At 63.8% G+C, this 18,220-nt stretch carries 19 protein-coding genes; 9 read left to right on the top strand and 10 right to left on the bottom strand.

The window, feature by feature from the left end:
- Position 1: 1 nt before the first annotated feature.
- From LB518_RS14550 to LB518_RS14535, 4 genes are read right to left on the bottom strand one after another with little or no spacing between them, the layout of a single operon-like run.
- On the bottom strand, positions 2 to 877 hold the full coding sequence (locus tag LB518_RS14550; protein ID WP_502845834.1) for a carbohydrate ABC transporter permease: 876 nt from the start codon (positions 875 to 877) through the stop codon (positions 2 to 4).
- Entirely contained in the window at positions 867 to 1,829 is a 963-nt protein-coding gene (locus LB518_RS14545; RefSeq protein WP_224578456.1) for a carbohydrate ABC transporter permease, read from the bottom strand. Before LB518_RS14545 ends, LB518_RS14550 begins: the two co-directional genes overlap by 11 nt.
- 5 nt (positions 1,830 to 1,834) lie before the next feature.
- Positions 1,835 to 3,163 carry an ABC transporter substrate-binding protein gene (locus LB518_RS14540; RefSeq protein WP_224578246.1) on the bottom strand — a complete coding sequence of 443 codons (1,329 nt, stop codon included), beginning with the start codon at positions 3,161 to 3,163 and terminating at the stop codon, positions 1,835 to 1,837.
- A gap of 51 nt (positions 3,164 to 3,214) precedes the next feature.
- Positions 3,215 to 5,410 carry an alpha-amylase family protein gene (locus LB518_RS14535; RefSeq protein ID WP_224578245.1) on the bottom strand — a complete coding sequence of 732 codons (2,196 nt, stop codon included), beginning with the start codon at positions 5,408 to 5,410 and terminating at the stop codon, positions 3,215 to 3,217.
- Positions 5,411 to 5,839: 429 nt separating this feature from the next.
- Here LB518_RS14535 and LB518_RS14530 point away from each other — a divergent pair, with 429 nt between their 5' ends.
- Positions 5,840 to 6,451 carry a TetR/AcrR family transcriptional regulator gene (locus LB518_RS14530; protein ID WP_224578244.1) on the top strand — a complete coding sequence of 204 codons (612 nt, stop codon included), beginning with the start codon at positions 5,840 to 5,842 and terminating at the stop codon, positions 6,449 to 6,451.
- A gap of 92 nt (positions 6,452 to 6,543) precedes the next feature.
- The gene (locus LB518_RS14525) at positions 6,544 to 7,362 is read left to right on the top strand and encodes an SDR family NAD(P)-dependent oxidoreductase (protein WP_224578243.1); all 819 of its coding nucleotides are present in this window, start codon (positions 6,544 to 6,546) and stop codon (positions 7,360 to 7,362) included.
- Between the two features lie 13 nt (positions 7,363 to 7,375).
- Here LB518_RS14525 and LB518_RS14520 read toward each other — a convergent pair whose 3' ends face one another.
- Entirely contained in the window at positions 7,376 to 8,071 is a 696-nt protein-coding gene (locus tag LB518_RS14520) for a PadR family transcriptional regulator (protein WP_224578242.1), read from the bottom strand.
- A 209-nt stretch (positions 8,072 to 8,280) separates the two neighbouring features.
- Between LB518_RS14520 and LB518_RS14515 the strand changes: the two genes are divergently transcribed.
- The gene (locus LB518_RS14515) at positions 8,281 to 9,867 is read left to right on the top strand and encodes an AMP-binding protein (protein WP_224578241.1); all 1,587 of its coding nucleotides are present in this window, start codon (positions 8,281 to 8,283) and stop codon (positions 9,865 to 9,867) included.
- 13 nt (positions 9,868 to 9,880) lie between these two features.
- Here the strand turns inward: LB518_RS14515 and LB518_RS14510 are convergent, their stop codons facing one another.
- Positions 9,881 to 11,050 (bottom strand): FAD-dependent monooxygenase, encoded by a 1,170-nt coding sequence (locus tag LB518_RS14510; RefSeq protein ID WP_224578240.1) that lies wholly within the window; start codon positions 11,048 to 11,050, stop codon positions 9,881 to 9,883.
- 14 nt (positions 11,051 to 11,064) lie between these two features.
- Entirely contained in the window at positions 11,065 to 11,313 is a 249-nt protein-coding gene (locus tag LB518_RS14505) for a zinc-finger domain-containing protein (protein WP_224578239.1), read from the bottom strand.
- A gap of 175 nt (positions 11,314 to 11,488) precedes the next feature.
- Here LB518_RS14505 and LB518_RS14500 point away from each other — a divergent pair, with 175 nt between their 5' ends.
- The 5 genes from LB518_RS14500 to LB518_RS14480 all read left to right on the top strand — a co-directional run bounded on the left by LB518_RS14500 (position 11,489) and on the right by LB518_RS14480 (position 14,577).
- Complete coding sequence (locus tag LB518_RS14500; RefSeq protein WP_224578238.1) at positions 11,489 to 12,247, top strand: alpha/beta fold hydrolase; 759 nt, start codon at positions 11,489 to 11,491, stop codon at positions 12,245 to 12,247.
- A 126-nt stretch (positions 12,248 to 12,373) separates the two neighbouring features.
- Positions 12,374 to 13,201, top strand: a complete 828-nt coding sequence (gene cysE, locus LB518_RS14495) for a serine O-acetyltransferase (protein WP_224578237.1) — start codon at positions 12,374 to 12,376, stop codon at positions 13,199 to 13,201.
- A 107-nt stretch (positions 13,202 to 13,308) separates the two neighbouring features.
- Entirely contained in the window at positions 13,309 to 13,524 is a 216-nt protein-coding gene (locus LB518_RS14490; protein ID WP_139251392.1) for a DUF3126 family protein, read from the top strand.
- A gap of 186 nt (positions 13,525 to 13,710) precedes the next feature.
- The gene (locus tag LB518_RS14485; protein WP_224578236.1) at positions 13,711 to 14,043 is read left to right on the top strand and encodes a DUF6949 family protein; all 333 of its coding nucleotides are present in this window, start codon (positions 13,711 to 13,713) and stop codon (positions 14,041 to 14,043) included.
- 12 nt (positions 14,044 to 14,055) lie between these two features.
- Positions 14,056 to 14,577, top strand: coding sequence for a gamma carbonic anhydrase family protein (locus LB518_RS14480; RefSeq protein WP_224578235.1), 522 nt, complete (start codon positions 14,056 to 14,058; stop codon positions 14,575 to 14,577).
- A gap of 3 nt (positions 14,578 to 14,580) precedes the next feature.
- Here LB518_RS14480 and LB518_RS14475 read toward each other — a convergent pair whose 3' ends face one another.
- From LB518_RS14475 to LB518_RS14465, 3 genes are all read right to left on the bottom strand, one after another.
- Positions 14,581 to 15,192: a transglutaminase-like cysteine peptidase gene (locus LB518_RS14475; protein ID WP_224578234.1), complete on the bottom strand. Its 612-nt coding sequence runs from the start codon at positions 15,190 to 15,192 to the stop codon at positions 14,581 to 14,583.
- Between the two features lie 443 nt (positions 15,193 to 15,635).
- Complete coding sequence (locus tag LB518_RS14470; protein ID WP_224578233.1) at positions 15,636 to 16,244, bottom strand: PilZ domain-containing protein; 609 nt, start codon at positions 16,242 to 16,244, stop codon at positions 15,636 to 15,638.
- Positions 16,245 to 16,328: 84 nt separating this feature from the next.
- Complete coding sequence (locus LB518_RS14465) at positions 16,329 to 16,985, bottom strand: PAS domain-containing protein (protein WP_224578232.1); 657 nt, start codon at positions 16,983 to 16,985, stop codon at positions 16,329 to 16,331.
- A 393-nt stretch (positions 16,986 to 17,378) separates the two neighbouring features.
- Here LB518_RS14465 and LB518_RS14460 point away from each other — a divergent pair, with 393 nt between their 5' ends.
- Positions 17,379 to 18,122, top strand: coding sequence for a rhomboid family intramembrane serine protease (locus LB518_RS14460; RefSeq protein ID WP_224578231.1), 744 nt, complete (start codon positions 17,379 to 17,381; stop codon positions 18,120 to 18,122).
- The last annotated feature ends 98 nt before the right edge of the window (positions 18,123 to 18,220 follow it).

Below are 18,220 nucleotides of genomic sequence, written 5' to 3'. Positions count from 1 at the left end.
CTCAACCCTTGAGGCCGGTCGTGGCGATGCCTTCGACCAGCCGACGCTGGAAGAATGCGAACACCAGAATTACGGGGACCAGCGAAAGCGTCGTCATGGCGAACATGGGCCCCCAGGCGGATTGTCCAGAGGCATCGAGGAACAACCGCAGGCCGAGCGAAACGGTGTAGTGATTCTCTGTCGAAAGGTAGAGGAGCTGGCTGAAGAAGTCGTTGTAGGTCCAGATGAAGGTGAAGATCGTGGTCGTCACGAGGGCCGGGCCGAGCAGGGGCATGATGATCTTGGTGAAGATCTGAAACCGGTTGCAGCCGTCGACCATCGCCGCCTGTTCGAGTTCGATAGGAATTCCGCGAATGAACTGAACCATCAGGAAGATGAAGAAGGCGTCGACAGCAAAGAACTTCGGCACCACAAGCGGTAGGAAGGTATTGGTCCAGCCAAGGGAATTGAAGATGATGTACTGCGGCACCACGGTCACGTGGAAAGGCAGCATCAGGGTCCCCAGCATGATGGCGAACCACATGCCACGCAGCCTGAACCTGATCCGCGCGAAGGCGTAGGCCGCGAGCGAACATGACAAGAGATTACCGATGATGGCGCCAGCGCAGACGACAAAGGAATTGAAGTAGAAGGTCGTGAATGACGTGCCGGTGCCAAGCACCCAGCCGCGTATATAGTTGGTCAGATCGAGGCTTCTGGGGATCGGATTGAGCTCGGTGAAGATCTCGCTGTCGGGCTTGAACGAGCTGCCGATCATCCAGAGCAGCGGATAGAGCATGCAGAACGCGCCGACGAGCAGCACAAGATGCGTCAGCAACTGACTGAACGGGAAAACCCGGACGGTTCGAGCGTTGGTTGCCACGGCGCTATCTCGCATCGTCGTAATGGACCCAGTACTTGCTGCTCAAGAAGGCGAGGGCGGTGAAGACGCCGATGATGATGAGCAGGATCCAACCCATCGCCGACGCGTAGCCCATGCGAAAGTTAGTGAAGCCCTGAATGTAGACATACAACGTGTAGAACAGCGTTGAATCGAGCGGCCCACCCTTGCCGCCGCTGATGATGAAGGCGGGGGTGAAAGCTTGGAATGAGTTGATGATCTGCAGCACGAGGTTGAAAAAGATCACCGGTGTCAGCATCGGCAGGGTGATGAACCAGAACCGATGGACTTTGCCGGCGCCGTCGATCGTCGCGGCCTCGTAGAGCTCACCCGGGATCTGCTTGAGTCCGGCCAGGAAGATAATCATGGCCGAGCCGAACTGCCAGACATGCAGGATCACCAGCGTCCAGAGCGCCTGTTTGGGTGAGGACACCCAGCTCGACCCGTGAACACCGAAAAATCCAAGGATCTGGCTGACCACCCCGTCCAGCCCGAAGATCTGCTGCCACAAGATAGCAATCGCGACGCTGCCGCCCAGCAGAGAGGGGATGTAGTAGACGGCACGGTAGAAGCCGATGCCCCGGATCCTGCTGTTGAGCAGGAGTGCCAGCAGGAGCGCGAAGATCAGGTTCAGCGGCGCTGCGGTAAACACATAGGTGAACGTGACCCGAAGCGCCTGCATGTAGCGGGGGTCGCGGGTGAACAGCGTTATGTAGTTCTGCGCTCCCACCCATTTCGGCGGCTGCAACAGATTGAAATCGGTGAAGGACAGATAAAGTGAGACCAGCGTCGGGCCAGCCAGAAACACCAGCAGTCCGATCAGCCACGGCGCGAGGAAAAGGTACCCATAGGCGTTGTCGCTGAGCGGCTTGCGCGCTCGCTTCGGGCGTGCGCCGGCCCGCGACAGGCTGAGGCCTGTCGCGGTGGGGCTTTCGCTGGAATGTCCAATCGCCATCAGCCTAGAATCTGCCCGGCCTGATCGAAAAACTGGCTGACCGTGTCTGCAATCGAGGCCTGTTCGAATGCCACGGCTTGATGCGACCGCTGCATCAGATCCTGAACTTCGGAACCCTGCTTGGGCCACGGAACAAAGCCGGGCGACGCATGATCGGCCACGTATTTGACCGTGGCCACCATGCTCTGCTCGACCGGCGAGATGTTGGGTGTCACCAGCTCTGCGATCTTGGAAGAGGCCGGCACGCCGCGCGCCATCAGCTGGATTTTGGCGGCTTCGGGATCGTTGAGCACGAAGTTCACGAACGCAGCAGCCAAGTCCTTATCCTTGGCGTCGACATTGATGTAGATTTGCATGCTCGAGTTCACGAACGCGCCGTACTGGTCGCCCTTGAGCGCGGTGCTGCCGACGCCGGTCGGGAAGGGGGCTACGGTCAGCTTGTGCTTGGTCAGCCCTTGCAATGAAGACGCGATCGAACTGTTGATCGGATACATCGCGGCCTTGCCGGTGATGATCGGCGAGGTCTCGAAGCCGGTCTCCAGCGCAGTCACTTCGCCAGGCGGCACAGCGCCCGCCTTGCGCAGTTCGTCCCAGAATGTGAACCACTCGGTGAGCTCGTCCGGGCCGAACCCGATCTTGCCTTCCGGCGTGAAGGCGTATTTCTGGCGTTCCCGCAGGAACACTTCGAGTGCGGCGAGCGAGCGGGTTCCCGCTGCAGCCCAGATGTCGGCCGAGCCGTAGAAGCCCGGTTTGGACAACGATTTGGCGACCTTGGCGTACTCGTCCCAGGTCCAGCCATAGTCGGGGATGTCGACCTTGGCGTCTTCGAACACCTGATTGTCGAGGAAGTAGCAGCCGCAGGCGAGACCCCATGGCACGCTGTACTGCTTGCCGTTCACCTTGGCCGTCTCGAGCACGCTCTTGCTGGCGTTGCTGACGTCGATCGTGCCGGCTGCGATGTAATCGTCGAGCGCCAGCAGCCTGCCAGAGGCAATCAGCGGGCCTGGCTCCGCCACCTGCATGACGTCGGGGGCGTTGCCGCCGGCGAACTGGGTCGACAGCTTGTCCTGATAGCCGACAAAGCCACCGTATTCCGGCGTGATGGTCAGACCCGGATGCTTTGATTGAAACAGCTGGATCAACGCCAGCGTCTTCTTGTGGCGGTCATCGGATCCCCACCAGGACAGACGCATCGTGGTGGCATCCTGTGCGAACGACACGCCGGACAGCAATGGAGAGACGGCCAGCGCACCCGCACCGACGAGAATTGTGCGACGGGTGAGCCGGCGGGCTGAGCCGGCCGCTTCCAGATCCTCTTGCTTCGCCATATTGGGTTCCTCCCTGTGAATGGCCTTGAGGTCTGACCGCACTGATATGGGTCAGGCCCAGTCGATGACAGCCACCTCGTGATCCAGGATCGTGTCGACCGAAAACACGAGTTCGCTACCGTCAATCTGTGCGTCGACGTGTCGCCCGGCGACCCGCAGATCTACCGTGGCAGGTGCCTTGGTGCCATCTGCAACGCGAAGGCGAACTGTCGTCGGACCGACCGGGACCAGTTCGTCCTGGCGTCCGGGTACGCGTGACGTCATCAGCCGATTGTTCAGGTGCAGCACCTGACGGCTGCCTTGCCGATACAGCGTCGGCGTCACCAGGCCGTGTCCTCCTTCGACCCTTACCGCCTGGGCCACGCCGATGCTCCAACGCACCGCATTGGCCAGCAGCAGCGCATGCTCGAACTGTTCTTCGCGGGCAAAGCAGCGATCGAGGTCTGCCAAAAACCAGATCAGGTTTCCGCCACCGGCGCCCTTCTTGACGGTGATCGCTGGAAGGTTGGTCCTGAAGGTCCGCATGAACGAGGTTTCAGGCGGGTAGATCGGAAAGTCGGGAATGAAGGTCGCGAGCACAGTCGTGTCCTCGTCGGCCTCGGCAACCGGGAGGTAGCCACCGAACGGCAGCGTGTCGGTGTCGTCGAGGCCGGCGAGCACTGGGTGTCGTGTGCCCGCTGCTTTCGGGGCAGACGGATCCGATGGCCCATAGACGCCGGTGCGAAGCTCCGGCGAAAGACGGAGGTAGGAGTGGCGTGCGTGGGTCTCGATGTTGCCATCCGGCTTGCCTTGGCCGCCGAATTCGCCGCTACGCCGATGCACGCCAAACAGCGTGCCGAGCGCGAAGTCGGCCAACCGGTCGCCATGCTCGCTGTAGAGGCTCGATTCCGACGTGGCGATGACCGAGCCGCCCTGGTCGGCAAAGGCTTGCACGGCCGAAATCTGACGGCCCGACATCGCTCCAAGATTGGGGAGGATCAGAACCTTGAATCGGCCAGCGGCCTTGCCGATGGCGTCGGCATGCAGGGGAAGCCAGGCGATCCCTGCTTTGTCCAGTGCCTTGGTCGCGCCGCGATAGGGATTGAGAGTCGCTTCCGACGCGTTGTTTTGCCCCAGATAGTCATGGTTCTTCTGCGACCACAGTACGGCGACGTCGGCGACCGGCTCGCGGCTGAACAGAATGTCCTGATTGGCTTCGTGCCACCTGAAGATCGGCTCGGCCGTCCGGTACTGCCGCCTGTCCTCATGCATGGAGCCGATATGGTGCCACCACGGTTGGATCCCGCCGGCAAAGCCGGACGACGACCATAGCCGCACCTCGGCCGGCGGCATGCTGGAGAGCCGGAAGGCCGGGCTGCCGAGCTGATATTGCGGCGTCGATTCCGGGATCAGGAGGTCCCAGCCACCAACCTCATGCAGGCGCTTGCCTGCTTCCGTGTTCTGCTCGAATCCGTCGACACCGTTTCGGCGCTGGTGATCGAGCATGATGATCGGGGTGCGAGAGAGGATTTCCGTCAGGTCGATGAAGCGTTCATTATTGTGAAGCACGTCGCCTGAGATCATGCCCATCCATGCACAATCCGGTCCGCCCTCTTCGGTCGTCACCCGGTTGTTGAGTTCCCAGATCTCCGTGCGGCGCTGGTAGCTCCACTGGATCCACCTGCGAAAGGACTCGCTCGACCAGTTGTCTGCGTGGGGCAGCGGCAGTCCGGAAAGAGCCTCGAACTGCTCCTGGCAGTTGCGGCAGTGGCAGATGAGGCCGCGCCGCAGTCCAGCCCAGTTGTTGTCCGCAAAGCCGTCTGGCTTGCTGCGCGAGATGATCTCGCGCATCACGCTGGGCAGGTATTCCGAATAATAGGCGGAGTTGATGCAGGTGACGTATTTGTCGGCTTCCCGGTACGGATTGCCTGCTGCATCGACTGCAATCCAGTCCGGATGTGCGCGGTAGAACTCGGCCGACACGCGATTTGAATCCATCCGCGCGATGACGGTGAGCTTCTCTTCACGGGCCGCCTTGACGATCTCGCCGTAGAGGTCGCGGCCAGCGAGCTTCAGGGCAGGTTTATGAAGCGGAATCTCGCTTGGGTAGTAGGTGACAATTCCGCCGGCATTGATGATGACGCCCTGAATACGTGTCTTTCGCCAATGCTCGCGCCAGAAATTGGCGTCGTAGCGCTCAGGATCTATCTCGACCAGATTGGTTTGAGCCCAGCGAAGCGTTGTTTTGTACCAAGGCTCAGAAGCCATGATGGCATTCACCCTTCAGTTCGCACACCACAAATGCGTCCTCCAACCGCCGGTTCAGTCGCAAAGCCTCGCAACACAGCTACGTGCAGCGACGAGACTTACCCGCGATATCGTTGGCATTCCTCCGATGCGCCGGGTCGCCGCTTGCATTCGACGACCGGAGCGATGAGCATACGGTAGCGCTACCATTTCGACGATGTCAAGCGTCGGACTTCGTCCCTCTTGTCCTCTCGAACCTAGGTCTCGTCGCGAGGCCATTGCGCTCCGCGGCCCAGCGGCCCGCACCAGATTCCAAGGTTGACCACATCTCGGTCGCGCTTGCCGTCGGCAGCGCGCCGATCTGCGGCGCCCGGCCGCTATCGCCGGAGGAGGGCGCTTCTCGTTCGATGATCGGCGTCATATATAAGTCTTCGAGACAAGGAGGCTCCCATGGCACGTGCATCGAAGAAGGATGCCGAACGGCACCGGCAAGAAATCGTGGCGGCATCGGCGCGGCTGTTCAGGGAACGCGGCATCGGCGGCGTCAGCGTACCTGAATTGATGGCGGCCGCGGGGCTGACGCATGGCGGCTTCTATGGCCATTTCCCATCCAAAAGCGCACTGGCTGCCGAGGCGATTGCAGAGGCGTCGCGCGAGATTGGCACAGCGCTGGCCGCGACCGTCGACGCCCATCGCGATGATCAGCGGGCGGCGTTCGCCGCGTTGGTTGACACCTATATGTCCGCGCAGCATCGCGACGATCCCGGCGAAGGCTGCCCCGTCTCGGCGTTGATCGACTATGCCCGCGATGGCTGCGGCTCCGAACTGGACGCCGCCTATCATGACGGCGTCGAAACGATGATTGCTGCCGTCGCTGATGTGCTGCCGGAGGGCGCCGGTCGGCAGGACGCGCTCGCCATTCTCGCCACGATGGTGGGCGGCCTGCTCCTGTCGCGTGCCTGCGCCGGAACGCCGTTGTCTGACGAGTTCCTGGTGGCCGTCAGGCACCATCTCGGCGCGCCGAACGGGCCCGGATCTCCGGCGGAGGAAAAAATCACCTGAACCGCCTTGCGACTTTTAAATGATGATCATAATTTAAAAAGGACGGCAGCGGCGCCGAACCTCGGCGGCCGTGCCGACCAACGGAGATCATCATGGCAGCAGGTCATCAGGGGCGCGGTGTTGCGCTGGTAACGGGTGCATCGTCGGGCATCGGCGCGGTTTATGCGGATCGTCTGGCCGCGCGGGGCTACGACCTTGTTCTGGTCGCGCGCGACAAGGAGCGTCTCGCGGCGCTCGCGGCCGAAATCGGCGCGAAGACCGGGCGAAACGTCGAGGTTCTTGCGGCTGATCTGACGGCGAAATCGGATCTTGCCGTCGTCGAGGCCCGGCTCCGCTCCGATGCGTCCATTACCGCGCTGATCAACAATGCCGGCATCGCCGGCGGCGGGCCGATCGTATCGGCCGATCCGGACAGCATGGAGCGGATGATCGACCTCAACATCGTCGCCCTGACGCGGCTGGCGCTCGCCGCAGCGCCGGGATTTGTGGCGCGCGGGGCGGGGACCATCGTCAATATCGGTTCGGTCGTGCCCCTCATCCCCGAGAGCTTCCCGGGCATCTATGGCTCGACCAAAGCCTATGTGCTGCATTTCAGCCAGTCGCTGCACGCGGAATTGGCGGCTGAGGGCGTCCGTGTCCAGGCCGTGTTGCCCGGCGCCACGGCCACTGAAATCTGGGAGCGTTCCGGGTTGTCACTCGACAGCCTGCCGCCGGAAATGGTGATGCCGACCGGTGTGATGGTCGATGCGGCGCTGGCGGGTCTCGACCAGGGCGAGATCGTCACCATCCCGGCATTGCCGGATGTGGCTGACTGGCAGGCCTTCGAGGCGGCGCGGCTTGCGCTTGCGCCCAACCTTTCGCGCCGCGAATCCGCAGCGCGCCTTCAGACCGCCGCGCGAGCGGCGGCCTGAGGCCAAGCCTCGTCTAGAGATCGACCGGGTCGTCCGGCTGTGACTTGATGGCCGCGGCGGCCTTGGCGAGGATGTCGGCGATGCGGCGCTGCTCCTCTTCGGGCGCGCCGATCGCCGCGGCGATGGCCGCCTTCAGCATGCGACGGGCGTCGTTCAGTTCCGGGACGACGCCCTCGATGTCACGATCGCGCGGCTGGCCGCGACGGTCATCCTCCTCGCGATCGAACCAGGCGCGCGCTTCGGCGAGGCGGCGGCCGATACGGGCGAGATGATCGAGGACCGCGTCGACGCCGGCGCGGTTCGCCGTCAGGTGCGCGAGGCCGGCATCGGTGATCGAATAGACCTTCTTGTTGGCTTCGCTCACCGAGGCAACATGCCCGCCTTCCTCGAGGAAGGTGAGGGTGGGATAGATCACGCCGGGGCTCGGGCTGTAGCTGCCACTCGTCAGTTCCTCGACGGCCTTGATGATGTCGTAGCCATGCCGCGGCTGCTTCTCCAGCAGCGAGAGCACGATCAGGCGCAAGTCGCCGTCGGCGACCATGCGGCCCATGCGGAAGCCATCGCCGCCGCGCCCGCCCATCGGGCCGCGGCCGCCGAACGGACCGCCATGGCCCGGACCACCGCGCCGCGTCATGAAGCTCAAAATGCCCTCGAAGCCGGCCTGGCGACAGCCGTGGCCGTGACGGCCGTGATGATGAAAATGACCCATACTGGGCTCCTCTGCGAGTTACGATATATCTTACGTACTAACGCATCCGGACTTCGTCAAGATATATCGTAAGAGCTATCTAACTTGTTTTCGCGGCGCACGGTCGCCTGCGTGACCGTTGTCATAGTAAGTTGTCCCTTGATGGCGATGATCCGCCGCCGGCCGCGACGCCATCCGTGGCGCCGGGCGATACTCCAGCCGAGGCGACCATGGACATGCCGACCGCGATACCCAGCCCAGCCACGGCGGCGATTCCGCTCGATGCACGGCGTTGGAAGAAGACGCTGTTCGGCATGCTGCTCGAGTCGCGCGCCCGTTTCGGCGGCAAGCGTCCGGTGATCGAAGACACCCAGCGCAAGCCGCTCACATTCGATCGCGTCGTCATCGGCGCCATGGTTCTCGGCCGCGTCTTTGCTGCCCGGACGAAGCCAGGCGAGCGGGTTGGCATCCTGCTGCCCAATGTGGCGACGGTGGCACCGACCTTTTTCGGGCTCTGCGCCTTCGGGCGCGTTCCCGCGATGCTGAATTTCACCGCCGGTCCCAAGAACCTCGCCGTCGCCTGCAGGGCAGCGGAGGTCCAGCTCGTGATCTCCTCGCGCCGCTTCATTGCGGAAGCCAAGCTCGAGGATCTCGTCGAGGCAATCGGCAAGGACGTCACATTTCTCTGGCTCGAGGATGTCGGCAAGAAGGTGACGGGCTTCGACAAGCTGGTCGGCGTCGTCTCCTCCTGGTTCGCCGGCGCCATTCACGCGCGGAGCGGCGCCAAGCCCGACGATGTCGGCGTCGTGCTGTTCACGTCGGGTTCGGAAGGATTGCCGAAGGGAGTCGCGCTGACGCATGAGAATGTGCTCGCCAATGTCGAGCAGTTCCTGCGCACTTTGGCGCTGAGCCCGGACGACTCGCTGTTCAATCCGCTGCCGGTGTTCCATTCTTTCGGCATGACGGTCGGCCTCGTCGCGCCGTTCTCGATCGGGATGCGGGTGTTCTTCTATCCGACCCCGTTGCACTACAAACAGATCCCCGCGCTCATCAAGGATACCGGCTCGACCATTCTGATCGGCACGGACACGTTCGCGGCTGGCTGGGGCCGACAGGCCGAGGACGACCAGTTCAAGAGCCTCCGCCTCGTCGTGCTGGGCGCCGAGCGGATCAAGCCGCAGACGCGAACGCTCTGGCGCGAGCGCTTCGGCATCGAATTGTTCGAGGGCTATGGCGCGACGGAAGCCGCGCCCGTGATCGCAGCCAATACGCCGCTGTTCCACCGTGATGGAACGGTCGGTCGGCTGCTGTCGGGCATGTCCTATCGGCTGGAGCCGGTGCCTGGCCTCGACGAGGGCGGTCGGCTGTGGATCCGTGGCCCGAATGTCATGCGCGGCTATATGCGGGAATCGGATCCCGGCGTGCTGGAAGCGACGGAGGATGGCTGGCACGATACCGGCGACATCGTCAGCGTCGATGCCGAGGGCTACATCACCATCCGTGGCCGCGCCAAGCGCTTTGCGAAACTCGGTGGCGAGATGATCTCGCTGGCAGCCGCCGAAGCCTATGTCGCGCAGGTCTGGCCCGACAACGCCCACGCGATGGTTGCCGTGCCGGATGATCGCAAGGGCGAGCAACTCGTTCTGGTCACCGACAGGCTCGCGCCCGATCGCGAGGAACTCATTGCCGGGGCGAGGCTGCATGGCGTCGCCGAGATCATGCTGCCCCGGCGAATCGTGACCGTCGAGGCGCTGCCGATGCTCGGGACGGGCAAGACGGATTATCCGGCGATCACCCAGTTAGCGAAGGCACGCTGAGGCAAAAGGCCGATCAGCCGCTCTGCCGCCAGCCATAGATCCAGTCGTAGCGGGCCAGCAGACGGTCGCCGCCGAGTGCCTTCATCGTGGCGTCGCGGAAGGGCGCGGCGAGCGGGCTCATGTGATAGATCGCGCCGCTCTGGCGCGCAGCGTGGGCGACGCGTGCCGCCCGCGGCCTTCGCTCGGCGACATATCGCTCGAGGGCGATCTCGGCCGGCAAACCCTGGCGCAGCAACATGCGCGTCAGAACGGCGGCGTCCTCGATCGCCATCGCGGCGCCCTGGGCGAGAAAGGGCAACATCGCGTGGCAGGCATCGCCGACAAGGGCGATCCGCCCGCGCTGCCAGGGTCCATTGGCGTCGACACCTGAGAGGCACCAGCGCGTCCAGTCTTTGCCGGCGACGATCAAATCCTCCAGATCGGCAGCCATCCCGCGAAACCGTTGGCGGATGAAGGCGCTGTCGCCGGGCTCGTTCCAGCCCGCGCTTTGCCAGGCTTCCTCGACGATGGCGACGATGTTGATCTCGCGGCCGCCGCGGATCGGATAGATCACGACATGGCTGCGGTCGCTGAGGAATACCGTCACGCGGTCGCGGGCAATGCCTTCCGGCGCCGCTGACGCGGGGATCGTCGTGCGCCAGGCCGTGCGCCCGGTCGGCTCCGCGGGGCCACCGCGAAGATGCGCGCGAATGGCGGAGCGTACCCCGTCGGCTCCGATCAGGACATCGGCATTGCGGCTGGACGATCCGGCCGTGAAGCGGACCCCATCGGCCGTCTCATCGATATTGCCGATCGGGCTCCCGAGGTGGATCGCAATATTGCCATCGGCGGCCACGGCCGCGAGCAGGATTTCGAGCAGGTCGGCCCGATGCAGCAGCCGATAGGGCGCGCCATAGCGAATGGCCGCCCGCGCAAGCGGAAGCGAAACGACCAAGCGGCCGCTCTGACCTCCGCGCATCTCGATCGCCTCGGGGCGTGTCGCCACGGCGTCGAGGGCTGATCCAAGGCCGAGATTATCCAGAATCCGGCCAGCATTCGGCGAAATCTGCAGGCCGGCGCCGACTTCGGTGAACTGCTCCGCACGCTCGAAAACGTCGATGCGAAAGCCGGCGCGGGAGAGAAGCAGCGCAGCCGTGAGCCCGGCAATGCCGCCGCCGGCGACGGCGATCGTCGAGATCGACACCTTCGCCGTCGGCCTCAGGCGGCCAGTGGCTCGACGAAAAGGTGGCCGGGCGGATTTGATTCCGTGCCGTGCAGGCGGGGATTATGCCGATAGAGCGTCGAGCAATAAGGGCAGACACGCTCGCCGGAAGCGCCGAGATCGATGAAGATATGCGGGTGATCAAAGGGCGGCTTGGCGCCGACGCACATAAATTCCTGCACGCCGATCTCGATCAGCGCGACGCCGGAATCATTGTGAAAATGCGGGATGACGTGCTCGGCCATGGCGAAATCCGCTCGTTCGACGAAAGTTGGCGCGACGATAGAGCGTTGCGCCCGCGATGAACAGACCGTGATGCCGCTTCCTGCGGCGACACCTTGGCGCGGCGGGCGGCTTCCGTCATAACGGCGCTCCTCGCAGCGCTGGACGCTGCCCCTTCCGCCGCCATCCGGGTTCGCCATGCCAGATTTCCAGTCCAACGGCCACCGCATCGCCTATATCGATGAAGGTGAGGGCGCCCCGATCCTGCTCATTCATGGTTTCGGGTCGAACGCGCGCGTCAACTGGATCAATCCGGGCTGGGTCGACACGCTGGTCAAGGCCGGCCGGCGCGTGATCGCGCTCGACAATCGCGGCCATGGCGACAGCGACAAGCCACATCAGGTCGAGGCTTATCGCGTCGCGGCGCTGGCTGACGATGCGCGAAATCTCCTCCTCCATCTCGGGATTAGCCGCGCCGACGTCATGGGCTATTCCATGGGCGCCCGGATCGCGGCCATGCTGGCGCTCTCGCATCCGGAAATGATTCGGAGGCTCATCTTCGGCGGCCTCGGTTATGGCATCGTGACGGGGATCGGCCCGTGGGGTCCGGTGGTGCACGCACTCGAGACAGACGCGCTGGAGACGATCACCGACCCTGTCGGCCAGATGTTCCGCAAGTTCGCCGACCAGACTGGCAGCGACCGCGTCGCGCTGGCGGCCTGCATGAAGGCGACGCGCCAGCCGATCTCGGCGGACGACCTTGCGACACTGCACATGCCGGTCCTGATCGCGGTCGGCGAGAAGGACGAGCTGGCCGGGTCGGCAGCGGAACTGGCCCGCATCATTCCCGGAGCCGAAGTGCTGGATATCCCGAAGCGGGATCACATGCTTGCGGTCGGAGACAAGGTCTACAAGGCCGGCGTGCTCGATTTCATCAGCCGGCGCGGCCTTGAATGACGACGGACCCTCGCAACCGCCGATGCCGGGCATAGTTTACCCGGTACATGCCGTTTTGTGGCATCAGACCCTTCATGCTAGTGTCCCGGCGAAAATCCCGGACCAAACTCCGGCAAGGAGACGTTCATGTCGTCAGTCACTTCGCGCATCGGCGGCGATAGCCTCGCAAGCTTCGATCCGCTCTGGTCGCGAATCCGCGCCGAAGCGGACGAGATCGTGCGCGGCGAGCCGGCGCTCTCGACCTTCATCTATGGCTCGATTCTGGCGCATGATCGCCTCGAAATGGCCGTGGCTCACCGGATCGCCGGGCGACTTGATCACCCCGATGTCCAGGGCGACCTGATTGCCCAGGCCTTCGCCGAGGCGTTCGAGAGTGACGCGTCGATCGCCCATGCGATGCGGGTCGATGTCCAGGCGGTGGTCGATCGCGATCCGGCATGCAACCGCTCGATCGAGCCGGTGCTCTATTTCAAGGGTTTCCACGCCATCCAGACCCATCGCCTGGCCCATTATCTGTGGCGGCGGGGACGGCGCGATTTCGCCTATTACCTGCAGAGCCGTTCATCGGCCGTTTTCCAGGTCGACATCAATCCGGCCGTGCAGATCGGCAAGGGCATCTTCTTCGATCATGCGACCGACATCGTCATCGGCGAGACGGCGCTGATCGAGGACGACGTGTCGATCTTGCAGGGCGTGACGCTCGGCGGAACCGGCAAGGAAATCGGCGATCGGCATCCCAAGGTGCGCCATGGCGTGCTGATCGGCGCTGGCGCCAAGGTGCTCGGTAACATCGAGATCGGGCATTGCTCGCGCGTCGCAGCGGGCTCGGTCGTGCTGCATGCCGTGCCGCCCAACACCACCGTCGCTGGCGTTCCGGCCAAGGTCGTCGGCACGGCGCCCTGCGCCGAACCGTCGCGGTCGATGGATCAACTGCTTTCGGGTCAAGGCGAGTAAGCCTGACGCCACAAGGTGCCGGAGGCGTCGCACGGGGCGGCGTGCCGGGTCAGCCCGCGCGCTGCGCGGGTGTTCGCCGATCATTCCCCCCGCATATGGAGAGAAAATTGGATCGCAAGGAGATCCAGAAGCTCGAGGGCTTCTTCCGCCGGCGTTTCAACATGAAGGACATCACTGTCCGCCAGCGGCCGCGCAAGGACGATTCTGCCGAGGTCTATTTCGGTGAGGAGTTCATGGGCGTGCTGTTCCGCGACGATGAGGAAGGCGAGCTGTCCTACAATTTCACGATGGCGATCCTCGATATCGATCTCGAGGAAGTCTGATCGGCAGGCCCGATCCGGGTCACGTCGCTGACGGCTGTGCCTTAACGAAACAGTAACCATGACGCCGCCGGCTTCGGCGGCGTTTTCTTTTTTGCGGAGATGGCAGCGCGGCTGCCGTTTCTCGCCGAGAGCCTCGTCGGCATGCGGCTTGCGAGCAGCGCGTGTCAGCCTTCAGCGAGGATGACCATGCCGCTTTCCGTACAGCTCTTCGTGCTTGTCTTTTCGGTTGCGGCCGGCTTCGTCGCCGCCGGCATCGTCGGCAGCTTCTACCAGCTCGTGACGTCCGAGCCGGCACGATTTGCGCTGCTCGGGAGCTCCGCACCGGCCATGATGGTCACTTTCCTCTTCTGCAGCGTCGCCGGTCCGTTCATCATCATGCGGTACGCGTTGGCCGAAGGGCCGAAGCAGCGCTCGGCAGCCGGCTGGATAGTCGGCAGCGTAGCGATCGCCGGCCTGTGGAGCGCGTGCTCGGGCGTCATCGTGCTTGATTTCGCCCTTGCCGCGCAGGCGAGCTTATGAGGAGAGGAACAGATGGCTGAGCATACATTGGACGGGATCGGGCCCGAACTGCCGGAGGCAGGGCACTACTGGATCGCGCCAGACGCACGCGTGATCGGCCAGGTGACGCTCGGCATTGATGTCGGCGTCTGGTTCGGTGCTGTTCTGCGCGGCGACAATGAGCGGATCAGCATCGGTGCCGCGACCAATATCCAGGAGCACGCGGTCCTCCACACCGACATGGGCTTTCCGCTGACGGTCGGGGAGGGCTGCACGATCGGTCACCGCGCCATCCTGCATGGCTGCACGATCGGTGATAACAGCCTGATCGGGATGGGCGCGATCGTGCTCAATGGTGCGCGGATCGGCCCCAATTCCCTGATCGGGGCTGGTGCGCTCGTGCCTGAGGGCAAGGATTATCCCGAGGGATCACTGATCGTCGGGGCGCCGGGCCGTGTGGTGCGCACGCTCACGCCCGAGCAGATCGAGAAACTTCGACAGTCGGCCCGGAGCTATGTCGAGAACTGGCGCCGGTTTGCGAGGGGTTTCGCCTGATTTTCAGCGCTTGATCGAGCCGACCAGCACGTTGCGATCGTCGGCGATCGAAACCCAGCGGCCGCTATCCGTATCGGACTGGCGCTTGATGAACTGATAGTCCGTCTGCTCCCAGAGCTTGATCTTGCCCTCGAGATTGTCGAGCACGAGATCGCCGCGATCGGTGCGGACGGTGAGCACGGCATGACCGTCGCCATTGGTCTGGCGGACAACCGTGATCAGCAGGGAGCCTGCCGACCAGCCACGCTGCATCAGTTCGCGGCGCTTCAGGAGAACGAAATCCTCGCAATCGCCCTTTCCGAGCGTATCGGGATAATTCCAGTATTCCTCGCGGCCGTAGATGTCCTTGTCGGTATCGGGGACGATCGCGGTATTGACGTTGTCATTGACGGCGATGAGTTCGTTCCAGAGCGCGGGCGTCAGCACCACCGGCTTGTCATCGGCCGTGCGCTCGCGGCACTCGATCGGCATGCGGGCACAAAGGTCATGATGACCGATGGGCTGCGTGGTCTTGCCAAGAACCTCCATGAAGGCGGACTGGCCCTGCGCATTCGCAGTGGACAGGCCGGCTGCACCAAGCAAAGCCAGCACGACCAAGGATGTAAACAAGCGCACGCAATACATAGTCGCCAATTCCCTTGAGCTGCGATGACTATGACCGTCGAGTTTTGACACCGGTCTAAGCCACGAGCTCGAATTCAAATCCAACTCAATTCGAATTCGTCGAAAGGTTTATTGTTGTTGTTAACCTTTCATTAAATAATATGGCGAGGCTCGGGCAGCGGCAAGCGCAACCTTTTGTTAAGGTTAATTTGTGCGCGAGCTGAGGGGGGCGTCGGCCGGGGCTCTCCGTCGCCGCAATGCAGCCTGTCGACTTCGGGCTCAGGGGAATGCGGCCGAACGCCAGTCGGCCGCGACGGGCGGCAGCGACTGTCCTTGAATCGCCCTACGGGGCGCGGAACTCAGATGATGAGGCGCCGCCCGGCCGGGCCGGCTTCAAAGCCGGCATGCGGCATGGCCTGGATGTTGCGGCGTCGGGATCAGGTCTGCGGCGAGATTCAAAACTGCGCGCGCAGCTCGGTCTCGTCCTGCACGGAGGCGAAGGCGATGGCGACGCCGTCCTCGGTGTGCCGGATCACCCGTGCGCCGATGCGCCCTAGCGCCACCGATGTGCCCAGTGCCGGCCGGGCGGAAAGCGCGAGCGCCGCGCCGGTCGTCGAGAGATCGATCACCCGGCAGCGCTCGAGGCTGCCATCTGGCAGCGCGAGCTGCGAAAACGGGTTGCGCGGGACGATGCGGACGCCGGTTCGCTCGTCGATGCCTTGGGCGAGCGAACGCTCAGCCAGCCATTCGAGCGTCGTGGCCAGCTTGTCGCGCTTTCTCAGCGTTGCGACGACCGAAAGAACGAAGCCGTTCGCGGCATGGCGCGTGATGGTGCCTTCGACCCGGCCGAGCTGGTCGATATAGGCGATGATGCGTTCGCCAATCCGCCCCTGGATCGGCGCCGCCAGCGACAGCGTGTCGGTCGAGATGTCGATCGTCTGGCAGGGATATTCCCGGCGGCTTTCCAGCATATAGCGTCCGAGCAAGGCGACCTCATAGCGCCGGTAGCGTCGGCGATCATACGCGTTGAGGGTCGGCCGGTGCGTCGTCGCCAGTTCGAGCATGGAGTGCGTCCGGGATGCAGTCGTCCCGGACAATTTAGCGGGTCGCCCTTAACAAGCCATATGCGCTGCGAGCCGTGACGGACGTCACCGCTTGCCGCCTTCGAAGACGACGAGATGGTGATGGCGGCGTCCACGCTCGATCGCACCTGCCGGCATTTCCGGCAAATCATCGCCGCGATAGGCCGATATCGGCGACATGGCCACCCGGCTCGGCGCCGGAATGGACGGATGCAGCAGGACGGGCCGTTCGTCGGGCCAGATCAGGCGCAGGCTGGTGATCGACTGCCGGATGACCGGATGGATGTCGAGCCAGTAAGGGCGCTCGAGGGGCGCCATCAGCCCGAGGATGCGATCATAGACCCGCCCGCCGCGCGACAGCGGCAGGACGACCATCTCCCAGGGCGCGGACTGGCCACGATCATTGAGCGTCTCGACGCCGATCACTGCGGCGGCGGCATCGATGCAGACGGCTGTCAGCAGCGTGTCGATGGCCTCCATGTCCTCATCGCCCCAGAGCGTCAGGAAGTTGCGGCCCTTCAATTCGCGGCCGAAATGCGAGCAGAGGCGTGTACCGGCAAGGCGGAAGGGATATTGGGTCGGCCCGGCACTTTCGAGGATGAACGTGTCACCGAGAAGGGCGTGGATCTCTGCCGGCTCGATGGCCCCGCGTGACGGCGCGGCGTCCGGGCCGCGCAGGCGAGACCAATAGTCGTAGAGTTCCCTGGTATTGCGATGCTTCATTCCGCCCTTCGACGTTCGATTTCGGTTCAGGGACGGCACGTCTGCCACCCCGGCGCCTGCGTTTGTGCAGGAGCGGGACAGCTGGCCCCCCGACCAACATGGTAAATGCGGGGTGTGCACGCAGCGTGCCAACCGGCGCATGACGGTGCAACAGACCGACTCACATGCGCCCTGGCGACATGGTTGCGAATTCACGCGCCGCATGGCAATCCTGTCGCGTTCACGGGGCGTCTTTGACCGGGGGGTAAAGACGGGGCGTGACTGGGGCCGTTTGTGCGCGCTTCTTGAAGCCGCGCCGGACGGCCCCTCATTTTCCGTCCTCGGCCACATGCAGGCTTTCGTCCGAATGCGGGGCCGCTTGTCTCCGCAGCAACGGGCGTCTATCTCGAAGCCATGTCAGAACGCACCCCGCCCACGGCGCGCGAGCCGGTTTTCAATCTGCCGCCCGTGATCATCGCCTCGGTGGCGCTGCTCGGCGTCATCCATGCCATTCGTGTCTGGCTGCTGACGCCGGACCAGGAGGGATGGGTGATCGCCGCCTTCTCGTTCGTGCCGGTGCGGATCACCTTTCCAGCCGCCTATGACTTCGACTGGCCGGGCGGCATCGCCGGCGACGTCTGGACCTTCGTCACTTATGCGTTCCTTCATGCCGACTGGATGCATTTCGGCATCAATGCGCTGTGGCTCGCAGCCTTCGGCACGCCGCTCGCCCGGCGCTTCGGTCCGCAGCGCTTCGTGGCGTTCTCGCTGCTCGGCGCTGCCGGCGGCGCGGCTGCGCATCTTGCACTCGATCCCTACAGTGTCGCTCCGCTCGTCGGCGCGTCTGCCGGCATCGCCGCGCAGATGGCCGCCGCCGCGCGCTTCGCTTTCTCGCCCGGTGGACGGCTTGGCGGCGGCGGGGCCTTCAGTCCTGATGCCGATCATCGGCCTGCGCTGACGATTCCCGAAATGATACGGAATTCGCGGGTCGTGATGTTCCTGGGCGTCTGGTTCGTGTTCAACCTGCTGTTCGGGCTGCTGTTCACGCCGCCGGGGATCCAGTCGAGCCAGATCGCATGGGACGCGCATCTTGGCGGGTTCATCGTCGGACTGCTGTTCTTCCCGATCTTCGATCCCGTGGCGCGGCGCGTGGCGTGATCCTGCCGAGGCCTGCGCGCTTGCGCTTCGATCCCGCCGGGATCATCATCCCCAGACGCGGTGTCCGGTACCGGTCCACCTGAGAGAGAGCGGCTGGC

This window comes from Mesorhizobium sp. BR1-1-16, from assembly GCF_020165495.1.
Classification (GTDB): Bacteria; Pseudomonadota; Alphaproteobacteria; order Rhizobiales; family Kaistiaceae; genus Kaistia.
Note: the sequence above shows the minus strand (reverse complement) of the source record. Positions and strands in the feature narration are given on the sequence as shown.